Below are 14,865 nucleotides of genomic sequence, written 5' to 3'. Positions count from 1 at the left end.
GGCAGGGGCGGACAGGGTCACGGGGCGTTCTCCGAAACAGTAGGGGCGACAACGCCGGAACCGTTGTGCGCCGTCTCCAGCGGGGTCAGCCCCGCGCGACATCGGCGCGAGGCGAGTGCCAATTCCGCTGCGGCGGAATCGGTTCGGGCATGTGCGGTGGCGAGTTCGAGGACATCCACCGCGGCGCGGCGGATCTCGGGATCGGCCAGCCCGTACCGGGCGGCGGTGGACCACTCCCCCGCCACCGGTGCGGCCAGCGCCGTCGCCTGGGCGAGCACCGCAGGCGTGGACAGCAGCGCGTCGAACAGGTGGATCGGCGTGGTCCAGCCCGCGCCGGGCTGGGTGTCGAGGTAGCGCACCTCGAGGTGGCCGGCGGCGCGGACCGGCGGGAACAACGTGGTCAGGTGGTAGTCCAGGTCGGCGCGGCCGGGGCGGCGGCTCACCTCGTCGTCGAGAGCGCCGGAGAGCCAGTCGGCGAAGGTGGCGCCCGGCGGCGGCGACCAGTCGGCGTCGCGGTCGGTGCAGCGCAGGCACAGCAGCGGTACGTCCAGCGCCCAGCGCGCGTAGGCGCTGATCGGATCGGTCCAGTCGGCGACCGGTGGCCGTACCCGGGACGGATCCAGCCGAAGCCAGGCGCGCATCCGCTGAGAGGCCCAGGAACCGGGCGGAGCGCCGTGCAGGCGGGGTGAGCAGGCGAAGGCGGCGATCAGGGCTGGTCCGAGGGCATACAGCGCCGTCCAGCGAGCACCGACCTCGCCGGGATCGGCGCCCGCGTCGACGCTGACCTGGGTGGCTGCGGTATTGCACATCATCAGCGCGCCGAACGGGCCGATACCGGCGAAGCGACGTTCCATCGCCGCGTACCGGGGCAACCGGAGCAGGCGTTCGGCGGGGCGGGCCGCATCGGCGGCGGCGGCGAGGATGCCGATCCGGTGGGCGGCGAGCAGGTCCCGCAAACGGGCCGCATCAGCGGCGAGGTGCCTGGTCAGCGCCGCCGGATCGGCGAACGGAGCGCTGGAGAGTTCGATCTGGCCGCCGGGTTCGACGGTGACCCTGCTGCCACCGGGCAGGGCGGCCGCGGCCGAGGCCGGGGCGAGGGAGACCGGCGCGTAGGGGCCGAGCGCGGCGGCCATCCGGTCGAGGCTGGGGCGGGCCCCGGTGGGGCCGGTGGTGAGCCATTCCAGTTCCGCCCCGATCAGCGCTGGTGGCCCGAGCTTGAAACAGACCCCGCCGACATAGGCTTCAGCGGCCGCCCGCGAGGAGAGTTCGCCCTGGTCAGGCACAGAATCGGGCCAGGACCTACGTTGCAGTGTGACGGCCATGCCAACCTCCGCGCGCTGGGGTAACCCGAGTCCGACTCATTCCAGAGTAGCGACGGCCACCGACAGAAAAAGTGACGAACCGGCGAACGAATCACCGCGCTAGGGTCGAGGCCATGATCGATCTCGCCGCACTCCGAGCCGCCACGCCCGGCCTCGATTCCGGGCAGGTGTTCCTCGACAGCGCGGGCTCCTCGCTGCCGCCCACGGTCGTCACCGATACCGTCGTCGCGCATCTGCGGCGGGAAGCCGAGGTCGGTGGCTATCGGGCAGCTAACGAGCGTCTCGACGACCTCGCCGCAGTGAAGTCCGCCATCGCCGCCCTGATCGGCGCGACCCCGGACACCATCGCCCTGAGCGACAGTGCGACGAGGTCCTGGGCCGATTTCGCCTATTCGGTACCCATGCGCCCCGGCGACCGGATACTCATCTCGGGCGCCGACTACGCCAGCAATGCCATCGCCGCCCTACAGCACGCCCGCGCGGCGGGCGCGACCGTCGAGCACATCCCCAGCGACGCCACCGGCCGGCTCGACACCGCGGCCCTGGCCGCCATGCTCGACGAGCGGGTCCGGCTGGTCTCGCTCCAGCACGCGCCGACCAACGGCGGGCTGGTGAATCCCGTCGCCGAGGCCACCCGGATCGCCAAGGCCGCCGGTGCGCTGGTGCTGCTCGACGCCTGCCAGTCGATCGGTCAGCTGCCCATCGATGTCGCCGCGCTCGGCGTCGACGCGCTCTCGGCCACCGGCCGCAAATGGCTACGCGGTCCGCGCGGCACCGGGTTCCTGTATGTCCGTAGCGAATTGGCGCAGACGATGGAACCGTCGCGCCTCGACCTGCACAGCGCGCAGTGGATGAGTCCCGGCGAATACCGGCTCGCCCCGGACGCCACCCGCTTCGAGTTCTGGGAATGCGATGTCGCCGCCCGCCTCGGCCTGGGCGCCGCTGTGGAATACCTGCTCGCGCTCGGACCGGACGCGGTCTACGCCGCCGTCGCCGATCGGGCCGCCTACCTGCGCAAAACCCTGCCCGACCTGCCCGGTGTCACCGTGCGCGACCTGGGCACCGAGTACAGCGGGATCGTCTCGTTCACCGTCGACGGACTCGATCCGGTCCAGGTGCGCGACCGGCTGGCCGAGCACGCGGTCACCGTCACGGTGAGCCACGCGAGTTCGACACTGCTGGACATGACCGGGCGCGGCCTACCCGCCGTCGTGCGCGCGTCACCGCACTGCTTTGTCAGCCCGGCCGACCTCGACCGCTTCGTGGCGGCACTGGCCGAGATCAGCCACTGAAGGCCAGGTGCTCGCCGACGATCTGCTCGGCGAGCGCACGCGGATCCTCCCCGGGGGCAACCACTTCCAGCGTCCGATTGGCGGCAATGGTGGCGAGCCCGTGCACATTGGTCCACAACGCCAGCGCGCGCCGGGGCGCGTCGGCACCGGCCCCGCTCGCGGCGACCAGCTCGACGATCCCGCGATACAGCGGCCCGGTGGTGGCGCGCAGGTTCTCCCCCGACCCGGCCAGCAGATCGTGGCGGAACATGAGCGTGAACATCTCCGGCCTGGTCACCGCGAAATCGACATAGCTCAGCGCCATCCGCCGCAACCGCGTCCGCGGATCGTCCTCGGCATCCACGCGCGCGAATTCCCCCATCAGGTCCCCGAACCCGCGCGCGGCGATGGCGGCCAGCAGCGCGGCATGGGTGGGGAACCAGCGTCGCGGCGCGCCGTGCGACACCCCGGCGGCCCGCGCGATGGCCCGCAGGCCGAGTTCGCCGACGCCGTCGCGTTCGAGCAGCTCGACACCCGCGTCGATCAGGCGCGCACGCAGCGGTTCGGACATACCGGCAATTCTGCACCCCGCTCCGCGCCCTTCACCGCGACACCCGTAGACAGTGTCTACTAGGGTGCGGTAGACATTGTCTACGACGGGTACCGGACTGCGTGGGCGCGTCAAACGGTGGTTCTTCACCGCGGCGGGTCAGGTGCCGGTGGACCGGACCGGCGGTGACGCGGCCGCCGACGCGCTCGCCGCGGCCACTCGCATCCTCGAATCGGGTGGCGCCTGGGCAATTCACCCGGAGGGCACCCGCTCGGCCGACGGCAGGGTCTATCGTGGTCGTACCGGGGCACTACGAGTTGCCATGGCTACAGGCGCGCCGGTGGTACCCGTGGTGCTCGACGGAACCGACCGCATGAATCCGCGCGGTCGGAAACTGTTGCGTTTCACCAAGGTGCGTATCAGTGTTCGACCGCCGCGACACTATCCAGCGGCGGAGCATCACGCCCAGGTCAGAGTGGCAACTGACCAGCTGATGCGGGAGATTGCCGCACAATCAGGTAGACCATACGTGGACCGTTACGCTGCCACCTTCGCCGTCGGGGACTGACTCGGCGAGGGTGTTCGGGTGTTGGTGGGGTTAACACTCAGCAGTCGGCACGGGATTTGTTGGGAGCACGGCCGTAACCGATCGTTGGCGTAAAGGGGTCCGACGTTGAGCAGGTTCACCGACGAAATGTTTGCCACAGCGTTGACCAGCCCCCGGGGGTTGGTCACCGGAGAGCCGGATATGCCGTTGCGGCAGACCTGGGGGGATATCCACCGGACCGCGCGACGGATGGCGGGCGGCCTGGCCGAGGCCGGGATCGCGCACGGCGACGCCGTCGGCGTGCTCGCCGGTCTGCCCGTCGACATCGCCCCGGTCTGCCAGGCCATCTGGATGCGTGGCGGCTCGATCACCATGCTGCACCAGCCGACGCCGCGCACCGATCTCGCGGTCTGGGTGCGCGACACCGAGACCGTGCTGGACATGATCGAGGCGAAGGCGGTCGTGCTCGGCGCGCCGTTCGCGGCCGCCGAAGCGGTGCTGCGCGAGCGCGGCATCATCGTGGTGCGGATCGAGGATCTGCACGACGGCGCCGACACCGACCCGGTGCCGACCACCGAGAGCGATATCGCCCTGCAGCAGTTGACCTCTGGGTCGACCGGATCACCCAAAGCGGTCCGGATCACGCACGGCAACTTCTACGTCAACGCCTACGCGATGTTCAACCGGGTCAAGTTCCAGACCGACGACGACGTGATGATCAGCTGGCTGCCGCTGTTCCACGACATGGGCATGGTCGGATTCCTCAGCGTCCCCATGCAATTCGGCGCCGAAGTGGTGTGCGTGACCCCGCTGGACTTCCTGGCCAGGCCGCTGCTGTGGGCCGAACTCATCGCCAAGTACCGCGGCACCGTCACCGCGGCACCGAATTTCGCCTACTCGCTGCTGGCGCGGCGGCTGCGCCAGGCCGAGCCGGGCACGATGGACCTGTCCAGCGTGCGCTACATGTGGAACGGCGCCGAACCGGTCGATCCCGACACCATGATCGCGCTGGCCGAAGCCGGAAAAGAGTTCGGGCTCAACCCGATGGCGCTGACCCCGGTCTACGGCATGGCCGAGACCACGCTGGCCGTGTCGATTCCCGATCCGGGCCACGGGCTGATACTCGATGTGATCGACGCGGATTTACTGGAGGCGGTGGGCAAAGCGGTACCGGTGGCCGAGGACGGTCACCACGGCACGCCGCGCCGGCTGCCGACGCTGGGTCATCTGGTCGACGATCTGGAGGGCCGCGTCGTCGACGCCGAACGCCAGCCGCTGCCGGTGCGCTCGGTGGGCGTGATCGAATTGCGCGGTCCCGCAGTGACTTCCGGCTATGTCACCGTCGACGGGTTCCGCCCCGCCCAGGACGCCGACGGCTGGCTCGACACCGGCGACATCGGCTACTTCACCGACGCGGGCCTGATCGTGGTCTGCGGGCGGATGAAAGACGTCATCATCATGGGCGGCCGCAACATCTACCCCACCGATATCGAACGGGCCGCCCTGCGCGTGCGCGGAGTACGCCCCGGCAACGCGGTCGCGGTGCGCCTGGACGCCGGGGAGAAACGCGAAAGTTTCGCGGTGGTGGTCGAATCCAACGACTACCAGGAACCCGACGAGGTCAAGCGGATGGAACGCGAGATCGTCCACGAGGTCTTCGCCGAAGTAGGCGCCCGCCCCCGCACCGTAGCCATCCTGGGCCCCGGTGCCCTCCCGAAGACCTCGTCGGGCAAACTCCGCCGCGCCGCCACCGCAGTACACCTGCGCTGAAACGCATTCGGCGCGCCCCGAACCAGTTCGAGGCGCGCCGAGTTCAGTGCTCAGTGCAGATGGTTCTGCGCCGCTTCCAGCCCGACCTTCAGCAACAACTCCACCGCGTCGGCAGCCTGCTCGACGATCACCGGCACCTCCTTGCGCTCCGGCGCCGCGAACGGCTTGAGCACATAGTCGGCCGGGTCCTGGCGCCCCGGTGGACGGCCGATACCGATCCGGGTGCGCAGGTAGTCCTTGGTGGTCAGTGCCTGCGAGATCGACCGCAGGCCGTTGTGCCCGCCTTCGCCGCCGCCCTGCTTGAGCTTGATCGTGCCGAAGGGCAGATCGAGTTCGTCGTGGACGACGATCACCTGATCGACGGGTACCGAGAAGAACTTGGCCAGCGCGGCGACCGGGCGGCCCGAGAGGTTCATGTAGGTGCGCGGCTTGGCCAGCAGGATCTGGCGGCCGTCCAGGCGCGCCTGCACCAGGTCGGCGCCGGATTTCTTGTGCACGGCAAAACGGCCGCCGATGCGCTCGGCGAGCACATCGGCGACCAGAAAGCCCACATTGTGGCGAGTGCGCTCGTATTCGGGACCGGGATTACCCAGTCCGACCACGAGCGCGGCCCCGGAGGATTCGGTCACGGCCGAACCGTACCAGCGGAATTATTCGGCGGACTCGGCCTCGGCGGTCTCGCCCTCGGCGGCGCCTTCGCCCTCTTCGTCGAGCTGCGCGGCCGACGGCGCGGCGATGACGTTGACGATCAGGGCCTCCGGGTCACCGGCCAGGGTGACACCGGCGGGCAGCGTGATGCCGCCGGCCAGGATCTGGGTGCCCGCCTCGATGCCCTCGACCGAGACCTCGATCGACTCGGGCAGCTTCAGCGCGTCGGCCTCGATGGACAAGGTGGTGGCTTCCTGGGTGATCAGGGTGCCGGAGGCGGCATCGCCGGTGACGACGACGTTGACGTCGGTGGTGACGCGCTCGCCACGCTTGACGATCAGCAGGTCGGCGTGCTCGATGTAGCGGCGGATCGGGTGGACGACGACCGACTTGGTCATGGCCAGCTGCGACTTGCCGTCGATCACCAGGCTCAGGATGGCGTTGGTGCCGTGCTCGCGCAGGATGGCGGCGAAGTCACGGGCGTTGAGCGCCAGGTGCTGCGGCTCGGCGTGGTGGCCGTACAGCACGGCGGGGACGTTGCCGTCGCGACGGGTACGGCGCGCGGCGCCCTTACCGAATTCGGTGCGGACGGCGGCTTCGATGACGTTGGCGTCGGACATACTGGATGCGCTCCTACGGCTCTTCCGGGCTGGTCATGGACGACCCATCTACCGGGGTCTGGGTCTACTCGTCGGACGAAGAACGAACGAGGACGGCCAGAGAGCCGAGCCGCGTCGATCACGGTGAGCACCACAGAGGACTCACCCTCGCCGAGACAACCTGAACACCATACCGCACGGGTATCGCCGCCTCGAAACCACCACCTCCCGCACTCCCCGTCCGCGACCCGGGCCGGGATCCCGACGTGAACTCCCCAGCTCAACCCTCGTACTCTGAAAAGGCTGCCCACCCCTGCGAAAGGTTCGACCGTGTCCGAGTCCGGAGAGAACGTCATCCCCCGCGGATTGCCCGCCGAGGTGGCCCGTCGCCGCACGTTCGCCGTGATCTCGCACCCCGACGCGGGTAAGTCGACGCTGACCGAGGCGCTGGCGCTGCACGCCAGGATGATCTCCGAGGCCGGCGCGATCCACGGTAAGGCCGGTCGCAAGTCGACCGTGTCGGACTGGATGGAGATGGAGAAGGCGCGCGGCATCTCGGTGAGTTCGACCGCTTTGCAGTTCAACTATCGCGCGGCGGGCTCGGATGTCGACAATGTGATCAATCTGGTCGACACCCCTGGTCACTCCGATTTCTCCGAGGACACCTATCGCGTGCTGACCGCGGTCGACGCCGCGGTGATGCTGATCGATGCCGCCAAGGGCCTGGAGCCGCAGACGCTGAAGCTGTTCCAGGTGTGCCGTCATCGCGGTATCCCCGTGATCACCGTGATCAACAAGTGGGACCGGCCCGGTCAGGCCCCCCTGGAGCTGCTCGACGAGATCAGCGAGCGGATCGGTCTCACCCCGACTCCGCTGTTCCTGCCGGTCGGCATCGCCGGTGATTTCCGTGGCCTGCTGCGCCGTGGCGCCGAGGGCGTGGCCGATGAATACATCCATTTCACCCGTACCGCCGGTGGCGCGACCATCGCCCCGGAGGAATCGCTGACCCCGGCCGAGGCCGAGGCGCGCGAGGGCGAGGCCTGGACGACCGCGGCCGAGGAGAGCGAACTGCTCTCGGCCACCGGGCAGGATCACGACCAGGAGCTGTTCCTGGCCGGGCAGACCTCGCCGGTCATCTACGCCTCGGCCATGCTGAACTTCGGTGTGCGCCAGCTGCTGGAGACCCTCGTCGCACTGGCGCCGGCGCCCGGTGCGCGCGCGGATGTCGCGGGTAAGGACCGCGAGACGGCCGATCCGTTCAGCGCGGTGGTGTTCAAGGTGCAGGCGGGCATGGACACCGCCCATCGCGACCGGCTGGCGTTCATGCGGATCGTCTCCGGTGAGTTCGAGCGCGGCATGGTGGTCACGCACGCCCAGACCGGTCGCCCGTTCGCCACCAAATACGCGCTGACGGTGTTCGGCCGGGAGCGCACCACCGTGGACACCGCGTACCCGGGCGATGTCGTCGGCCTGGTGAACGCGACCGCGCTGGCGCCGGGACACACCCTGTTCGTGGACAAGAAGGTGGAGTTCCCGCCGATCCCGAGCTTCGCCCCCGAGCATTTCGCGACGCTGCGCGCGCAGAGCGCGGGCAAGTACAAGCAGTTCCGCAAGGCCATCGACCAGCTCGATTCCGAGAGCGTGGTGCAGGTGCTGCGCAACGATGCCCGCGGCGATGCCTCGCCGGTGCTGGCCGCGGTGGGCCCGATGCAGTTCGAGGTCGTCACCGCGCGCATGCAGGCCGAGTTCAATGTCGAGACCCAGCTGGATTTCCTGCCGTTCACCCTGGCCCGGCGCACCGATGCCGAGTCGGCGCCGGAGCTGGACCGGCAGCGCGGTGTGGAGGTGTTCACCCGCACCGACGGCGCGATCCTGGCGTTGTTCAGCGACAAGTGGCGATTGCAGTACATCGAGAAGGAACACCCGGCGCTCACGCTGGAACCGCTGGTCGCGACCGCGGACTGAGGCTGTCTCAGGCGGCCGGTGAGCCTGGATTGCGCTCGACCGAGGAGATGTGGTTCTCGCCGGCGATCATGCCCCAGCGGCTCGCGGTCAACCGCAGGCTGGGCAGATCGCTGAGCGAGAGCACCACTTCGTAGGTGCGTTCGTAGCCGGTGTGCGCGATCCGCCAGTGCCCGTCCTCGCAGCGGGTGTAGCGGTCGGTGTAGAAGGCCGCGCCGCGCAGCAGCATGTTGTGTTCGGGGATGATCACCGTGTCGGCGAGGTACCAGGTGCCGGTGGCGGTGTCGCCGTCGACATCGATCTCGGGGTGATCACAGCGGTGCTCGGTGATGACGTGCGGACCGAGGGTGTTGCGCAGGAAGGCCAGGAAGGCCTCGCGAGATTCGAACTGCAGGTACTCGCTGTAGGTGGCGGTGGCCTCGGGGACCAGGGTGTCGGCGAACTCGTCCCAGGATTTGCTGTCCAGCGCCCGGAGGTAGCGGAACTTGAGGCGGCTGATCGCGACGATGTCGTCGGGATGATCCGGCGGTCGTCGCACCGGCTCGGGCTGCTCATCGTCGCCCGGTTCGGGCGGCTCCATGGCCATCGGTGCCTCCCCCGTCTCCGGCCCGGCGACCAGTGGTTCGTCGTCACCGGGCAGCAGCGGACCCAGCGGCGCGGAGGCGGGCACGACAGTGTCGTCCACGCGCGCGTCGGCCGATCCGGTCTGCTGGTCCATCTCTCCACGATCCCACCAGATCGCCACGTGCGGCCGGATCTGTATCAGATCGCTAGTCCTGCCGACACCGGAGCGTGACCTGCCGGCCGGTCGGCGGCGGCTGTCTCAGCTACCGATGGTGAAGCAGGTGCGGCAGAAGTCCTCGCCGAACTCCGACAGGCGCAGACTCTTGCGCACGATCTTCGGCGCGCGGCCGGCTTTGCGCAGCGCGTCCTCGACCACCGGCTGCACTTCCAGCACCATGTAGCGGCTCAGCACCACCGGGTCGTCGGAGGTGAGCGTCAGGCCGAGGCGATTGAGGTTGATCAGGTAGGAGCGCGACCGGTCCGGGTAGCGCACGCCTGCCTGTTCGGGCACCGAGGTGAGGTCGCCCTGGACCAGCTCCGAGCCGATGCCCAGCGGGCGGTTGGTTCGTACGTCGACCGCGGGCTGCGGGCCGTTGAGCGCCATGAACCGCAGGATGCGGGCCTCATCGGGCGCGATCTCGTCGAGGATGCGGTCGTAGGCCGGGTGCACGTCCTCGGTGAAGTAGACATCGGCCGAGCGGGCCAGCAGCGCGTCGCCGCGGCGGCGCAGGTCCTCGGTGCTGGCCGAGCGCAGGTACGGGCCGACGGTGATGGCCTGCTGAGACGATCCATTCGGCGTCGGCACGTAGCTGACGATCTCGCGCACCGACCCCTCGGTGACGCCGAGCGCGCTGCGCGCGATGGAACGCAAGGCGTTGCCGGTGCGCTCGGCGATATCGGCCGAGGACTCACCGTCCAGTGCTGCCTGGGCCAGTTCCTTGGTGACCTCGTAGGTGGTGCCGACCGCCCATTGACTGCCACGCACCGCGGTTCCGGCGGCCAGCCCGGCGGCGCGGAACACGCCCCGGATCAACCGTGCTTCATTGCTGATCTGTCGCTGCTCGACATCCGAGCTGCGCTCGACGGCGCGGGTACCGGCACGGGCCAGGTCCTGTCCGGTCCTGTCGTCTGTCACGTCCTACTCCGAAGTCTCGCGCTGTGTGAACTTCTCGCCCACAGATTATTGCCCGACCGCGCTCCAGGCACAGCGCGGACCACTCGGCGCCCCTGCCGCGCCGATTGTCACCTGCCACCAATTGTGGTGATGGTCATTGTTCCGACTCCACACGGGGAGTACGGCATTCGGGACGGCTTCTGTGACTGATGTCTCAGACACTACCCTGTGGCCTGCGGCACGACGAATGGACCTGGTTGCTCGGCTCACAGTAGGGTCACCTCGCCGCGGGGGTGCTAATTTTTGGATGCCGGTGAGGCGGCGATCACCGGGTATCGGCAGGAGGGTGTCGTGCTGGAGAGTGTGTTCGGGTTACATCCGACCCTGCTGCTGGAAATTGTGACGATCCCCCTTTTCACAGGAATTATCGGTTACATCACCAACTGGACCGGCATTCTCATGCTGTTCCAGCCGATCGCATTCCACGGCGTGAAACTGCCCGGGCTGCGTGCGCTGTTCCCGTTCCTGCCCAAGCGCATCCAGGTGCTGCCGCTGCTCAGCTATGACGGCCGGATCGGCTGGCAGGGCATCGTGCCATCGCGCGCGGACAAGATGGCCTCCATCGCCGTGGACAAGGGCCTGTCGAAACTGGGCAGCGTCGCCGACTTCTATCGCGAACTCGACCCGGAGAAGCTGGCCGAACATCTGGCCCAGGTCGCCGACGCGCAGATCCGCGACATCGTCGAGGTGATCCTGCGCCGCGAACACCCCCAGCTCTGGTACAACCTGCCGCTGCCGGTGCGCGAGATGATCCATCAGCGCGTGCGCTCGCAGCTGCCGGAGATCCTGCGCGAACTCACCACCGAACTGGGCACCAATATCGATCAGCTGCTGGATGTGAAGCAGATGGTGATCCGGTATTTCCAGGCCCGCCCGCAATTGCTCAACCAGTTGTTCCAGGTGCTCGGCGCCAAGGAACTGCGGTTCATGCAGAATTTCGGCTTCTACTTCGGCGCACCGTGCGGCCTGCTGCTGGTGCTGGCGCTGCACACCACCGGGCTCTCGCCGCTGATCGTGCTGCCCGTCGGCGGCATCGTCATCGGCTGGGTGGTGAACTGGGTCGGCCTCAATATGATCTTCGCGCCGGCCATGCCCAAGTGGTGGTGCCCGTGGCGGCAGGGCCTGCTGATCAAGCGTCAGCCCGAGATCACCGCCGGTTACGCGGCGCTGGTGTCCACCGAGGTCGTCACCGTCGCCAATATCGGCGACGAACTGCTCAACGGCCCGCGCTCGGACCGCACGCTGCAGATGCTCGAGGACACCCTGCGCCCGGCCGCCGATCGCGCGCTCGGCCCGGCCCGGCCCGCGGTGAAGTTCATGCTGGGCAGCCGCGAATACGATTCGCTGCAGACCACACTCACCGCCGAGGCGATGACGATCGCGCCGATGGCCTTCGCCGACCCCGCGTTCAATGTCCAGCAGGGCAAACAGGTCAACGAATACATCGCCCGGCAAATGTCCGCGCTTTCCCCGCACGACTTCGTGGACATGCTGCGTTCGGCGATCAAACAGGACGAATGGTTGCTTTTCGTCCATGGCGGCGCGCTGGGACTGCTCGCCGGATACGCTCACATCCTGGTCTTCGGAACAGGAGTAGCGACGACATGGATGTAGCCGACGGGACCCCGTCCACCGAGCTGGTGCGACGATCGGTACCGCCGCTCGAGATCACCGGCGACAAGCGTGGCGTGCTGCCGATCTCACCGGCGCGCACGGTCCGCGCGGCGACCGGTGTCGCCCGGGTCGCGCTGACCGCGGCCTCCGGAATGACGATGTGGACCCTGGACACCGCGCTCGGCGTCACCGTCACCGTGCTGCGCGGCAGCCTCGCAGGCACCCCGCCCAACGAAGTACTCGCCGAGGCCGAAACCGAAGTGCGCGACCGGCTCCGGCACGCGCTCGGCCTGCCGACCAGCACCGACTACCACCGCGACGGCATGCCGACCCTGCGCGAACAAGGCGCCGAACTCCTGCGCCTGTCGGCCAGCACCCACGCCGACCAGTCCGAGGTGCACCCCGCCTACCCCGGCATCCTCGCCGAGATCACCCCCGACGAAGCCCGCGTGCTGCGCTTCCTGCATGTCGACGGGCCGCAGCCCGCCATCGACGTGCGGACCGGACGGCAGCGGGCGTTCGGCGGCGAGCGCCTGATCAGCGGGCTGACCATGCTCGGCGAGCACGCCGGCCTGCGTTTCCCGAACCGCGTCGGGCAGTATCTGCCCAATCTGCGCAGGCTCGGACTCGTCGAGTTCACCCGCGAGCCGGTCGGCAATCCGAGCCGCTACCAGCTCATCGAGGCCCAGGAACAAGTCCGCGACGCGATGAAGCGCGGCTTCGGCACCAAGGTGAGCTACCGCAGCATCATCCTCACCGAATTCGGCGCCGACTTCGTCCAGACCTGCCTACCGGTGATCATCACCGACAACCAGGACGCTGTCCCGCCTCCCCGCGATTTCGGGCCGGACTCGAGCGCGGGGTCCAGACGCGTCGGCGGCTGACGGCAGGCGTCGGGCTGAGCCAGCCCGTCCCCGATGAGCCGGCGAGATCAGTGGTCTTCGGCGAGCTCCATCCAGCGTTCTTCCGCTGCTTCCTTTTCCGCGACGACCTCTTTGAGCTCGGCGCCGAGGGTGACCAGCTTGTCCGGGTCGGTGGCGGCGTCGGCCAGGGCGACGTGGAGTTTCTGTTCGCGTTCGTCGAGCTTGGCGATGGTGCGTTCCAGGCGGGACAGTTCCTTGCGGGCGGCGCGGCGGTCGGCCGAATCCGTGGTGGCGGCAGGGGCTTTCACCGCCGTGGGCTTGGTGGCGGCGGCCAGGCTCGCGCGCTTGGTGAGGTACTGGTCGATGCCGCCGGGGAGGTTGGTGAGCTTGCCGTCGCCGAACAGGGCCCAGGTGGTGTCGCAGATGCGTTCGACCAGGTAGCGGTCGTGGCTGATGACGACCAGGGTGCCCGCCCAGTTGTCGAGCAGGTCCTCGAGCTGCTGGAGGGTGTCGATATCGAGGTCGTTGGTCGGCTCGTCGAGCAGCAGCACGTTCGGCTCGGCCATCAGGATGCGGGTCAGCTGCAGGCGGCGGCGCTCGCCTCCGGAGAGGTCGCCGACAGGCGTGCGCTGCCGGGCCGGGGTGAAGCCGAGGCGTTCGGCGAGCTGACCGGCCGAGATCTCCTTGTCGCCCAGCATGATCCGGTTGGCGATCTGCTGCACGGCCTCGAGCACGCGCATATCGGTGGGCAGGTCGTCGAGTTCCTGGCGCAGCCAGCCGATCTGGACGGTCTGGCCCTGAATACGCTTGCCGGTCACCGGTTCCACCGCACCGGCGAGGGCGCGCAGCAGCGTGGTCTTGCCGGAGCCGTTGACGCCGACCAGGCCCACCCGCTCGCCCGGCGCCAGCCGCCAGGTGAGATCGCCGACCAGCTCGCGGCCGTCGGGGGTGGCCAGGGTCGCGTCCTCGAGTTCGATCACCACCCGGCCCAGGCGCTTGCGCGCGAACGCGGCCAGCGAGACCGAGTCGCGGGGCGGCGGCACATCGGCGATCAGCGCCTCGGCGGCCTCGACGCGGTAGCGCGGCTTGGAAGTGCGGGCCTTGGCACCGCGGCGCAGCCAGGCCAGTTCCTTGCGGGCCAGGTTCTGGCGGCGGGCCTCGGTGGCGTCGGCCTGCCGGGCGCGTTCGGCGCGGGCGAAGATCCAGTCGCCGTAGCCGCCCTCATAGGTCTCCACCTTGCCGCCGACGACCTCCCAGGTGCGGGTGGCGACGGTGTCGAGGAACCAGCGATCGTGGGTGACGACGACAAGCGCGGTGCGCCGGGCGATCAGATGCTCGGCCAGCCACTGCACGCCCTCGATGTCGAGGTGGTTGGTCGGCTCGTCGAGGACCAGCAGGTCCAGTTCACGCACCAGCGCGGCGGCCAGGGCGACCCGGCGGCGCTCGCCGCCGGACAGATTGGTGACGGGGGTGTCCAGGCCGAGGTCGGCGATGCCGATGCCGTCGAGGATCGAGCGGATACGCGAGTCGGCGGCCCATTCGTGCTCGGCGATGTCGGCGGTGGACAGATCGTCGGACAGCCCGGCCAGCACGATCGAGCCGATGGTCGCGCCCTCGGGCAGCACACCGCGCTGGGTGACCACCGCCATCCGCAGGCCGCCGACCCGGCTGACCCGCCCGCTGTCGGGGGCTTCCAGCCCGGTCAGGACCTCGAGCAGGGTGGTCTTGCCGCCACCGTTGAGGCCGACCACCCCGATCCGCTCCCCGGCGTGCACACCGAGGGAAACGTCGTCCAGCAACGGCTTGATACCGAAGCTTTTGGAGACCTGCTCGAGGTTGATCAGGTTGGACATGCTCGTCCGCCTCTCCGCGATTATTGGCCAGACATAGGTGCGGTGTTGCGGCACGTCGGCGGCCGGCGGGGGGGGTGCTGGACCCGTCGGCTCGTCCCCGACGAGTTACCCATGTTCGTACGAGATCT

13 protein-coding genes are annotated in these 14,865 nt (G+C 69.0%); 6 read left to right on the top strand and 7 right to left on the bottom strand.

The features are described from left to right. Nucleotides 1–17: 17 nt before the first annotated feature. Nucleotides 18–1,322 (bottom strand): ergothioneine biosynthesis glutamate--cysteine ligase EgtA, encoded by a 1,305-nt coding sequence (gene egtA / locus ACFXK0_RS11195; protein WP_379409939.1) that lies wholly within the window; start codon nt 1,320–1,322, stop codon nt 18–20. Between the two features lie 113 nt (nt 1,323–1,435). On the opposite strand from egtA, the gene ACFXK0_RS11190 reads away from it, so the two are divergent. Further along, entirely contained in the window at nt 1,436–2,614 is a 1,179-nt protein-coding gene (locus ACFXK0_RS11190; RefSeq protein WP_379409938.1) for an aminotransferase class V-fold PLP-dependent enzyme, read from the top strand. Here the strand turns inward: ACFXK0_RS11190 and ACFXK0_RS11185 are convergent. Further along, nucleotides 2,604–3,164 (bottom strand): TetR/AcrR family transcriptional regulator, encoded by a 561-nt coding sequence (locus tag ACFXK0_RS11185; RefSeq protein ID WP_379409937.1) that lies wholly within the window; start codon nt 3,162–3,164, stop codon nt 2,604–2,606. The two genes, ACFXK0_RS11190 and ACFXK0_RS11185, sit on opposite strands and share 11 nt — an antisense overlap. A gap of 142 nt (nt 3,165–3,306) precedes the next feature. On the opposite strand from ACFXK0_RS11185, the gene ACFXK0_RS11180 reads away from it, so the two are divergent. Beyond that, nucleotides 3,307–3,711: a lysophospholipid acyltransferase family protein gene (locus ACFXK0_RS11180; protein ID WP_379409935.1), complete on the top strand. Its 405-nt coding sequence runs from the start codon at nt 3,307–3,309 to the stop codon at nt 3,709–3,711. Nucleotides 3,712–3,816: 105 nt separating this feature from the next. Then, nucleotides 3,817–5,460: a fatty acyl-AMP ligase gene (locus tag ACFXK0_RS11175; protein WP_379409934.1), complete on the top strand. Its 1,644-nt coding sequence runs from the start codon at nt 3,817–3,819 to the stop codon at nt 5,458–5,460. A gap of 50 nt (nt 5,461–5,510) precedes the next feature. Here ACFXK0_RS11175 and pth read toward each other — a convergent pair whose 3' ends face one another. After that, nucleotides 5,511–6,089, bottom strand: coding sequence for an aminoacyl-tRNA hydrolase (pth, locus tag ACFXK0_RS11170; RefSeq protein ID WP_379409932.1), 579 nt, complete (start codon nt 6,087–6,089; stop codon nt 5,511–5,513). A 21-nt stretch (nt 6,090–6,110) separates the two neighbouring features. After that, nucleotides 6,111–6,728: a 50S ribosomal protein L25/general stress protein Ctc gene (locus ACFXK0_RS11165; RefSeq protein WP_379409930.1), complete on the bottom strand. Its 618-nt coding sequence runs from the start codon at nt 6,726–6,728 to the stop codon at nt 6,111–6,113. 309 nt (nt 6,729–7,037) lie between these two features. Here ACFXK0_RS11165 and ACFXK0_RS11160 point away from each other — a divergent pair, with 309 nt between their 5' ends. Beyond that, a complete protein-coding gene (locus tag ACFXK0_RS11160) occupies nt 7,038–8,672 on the top strand; it encodes a peptide chain release factor 3 (protein ID WP_379409929.1) in 1,635 nt (544 codons plus the stop codon). A gap of 7 nt (nt 8,673–8,679) precedes the next feature. On the opposite strand, the gene ACFXK0_RS11155 is transcribed toward ACFXK0_RS11160, so the two are convergent. Then, a complete protein-coding gene (locus ACFXK0_RS11155; protein ID WP_379410157.1) occupies nt 8,680–9,207 on the bottom strand; it encodes a nuclear transport factor 2 family protein in 528 nt (175 codons plus the stop codon). A gap of 285 nt (nt 9,208–9,492) precedes the next feature. Beyond that, nucleotides 9,493–10,368: an Abi-alpha family protein gene (locus ACFXK0_RS11150; protein ID WP_379409927.1), complete on the bottom strand. Its 876-nt coding sequence runs from the start codon at nt 10,366–10,368 to the stop codon at nt 9,493–9,495. A 330-nt stretch (nt 10,369–10,698) separates the two neighbouring features. On the opposite strand from ACFXK0_RS11150, the gene ACFXK0_RS11145 reads away from it, so the two are divergent. Both ACFXK0_RS11145 and ACFXK0_RS11140 read left to right on the top strand, forming a co-directional pair. Then, nucleotides 10,699–12,021, top strand: a complete 1,323-nt coding sequence (locus ACFXK0_RS11145; RefSeq protein WP_379409926.1) for a hypothetical protein — start codon at nt 10,699–10,701, stop codon at nt 12,019–12,021. Continuing rightward, nucleotides 12,012–12,905 carry an Abi-alpha family protein gene (locus tag ACFXK0_RS11140; RefSeq protein WP_379409924.1) on the top strand — a complete coding sequence of 298 codons (894 nt, stop codon included), beginning with the start codon at nt 12,012–12,014 and terminating at the stop codon, nt 12,903–12,905. The genes ACFXK0_RS11145 and ACFXK0_RS11140 overlap by 10 nt, the downstream gene beginning before the upstream one ends. A 47-nt stretch (nt 12,906–12,952) precedes the next feature. Here the strand turns inward: ACFXK0_RS11140 and ACFXK0_RS11135 are convergent, their stop codons facing one another. Next, nucleotides 12,953–14,737 carry an ABC-F family ATP-binding cassette domain-containing protein gene (locus tag ACFXK0_RS11135; RefSeq protein WP_379409923.1) on the bottom strand — a complete coding sequence of 595 codons (1,785 nt, stop codon included), beginning with the start codon at nt 14,735–14,737 and terminating at the stop codon, nt 12,953–12,955. Nucleotides 14,738–14,865 lie beyond the last annotated feature (128 nt).

Source organism: Nocardia sp. NPDC059177, from assembly GCF_042755165.1.
In the GTDB taxonomy this organism is placed as follows: domain Bacteria; phylum Actinomycetota; class Actinomycetes; order Mycobacteriales; family Mycobacteriaceae; genus Nocardia.
Note: the sequence above shows the minus strand (reverse complement) of the source record. Positions and strands in the feature narration are given on the sequence as shown.

Coding starts and splice junctions, on each gene's coding strand:
- egtA (WP_379409939.1), bottom strand. CDS start 1,322: ATGGCCGTCACACTGCAACGTAGGTCCTGGCCCGATTCTGTGCCTGAC.
- ACFXK0_RS11190 (WP_379409938.1), top strand. CDS start 1,436: ATGATCGATCTCGCCGCACTCCGAGCCGCCACGCCCGGCCTCGATTCC.
- ACFXK0_RS11185 (WP_379409937.1), bottom strand. CDS start 3,164: ATGTCCGAACCGCTGCGTGCGCGCCTGATCGACGCGGGTGTCGAGCTG.
- ACFXK0_RS11165 (WP_379409930.1), bottom strand. CDS start 6,728: ATGTCCGACGCCAACGTCATCGAAGCCGCCGTCCGCACCGAATTCGGT.
- ACFXK0_RS11140 (WP_379409924.1), top strand. CDS start 12,012: ATGGATGTAGCCGACGGGACCCCGTCCACCGAGCTGGTGCGACGATCG.
- ACFXK0_RS11135 (WP_379409923.1), bottom strand. CDS start 14,737: ATGTCCAACCTGATCAACCTCGAGCAGGTCTCCAAAAGCTTCGGTATC.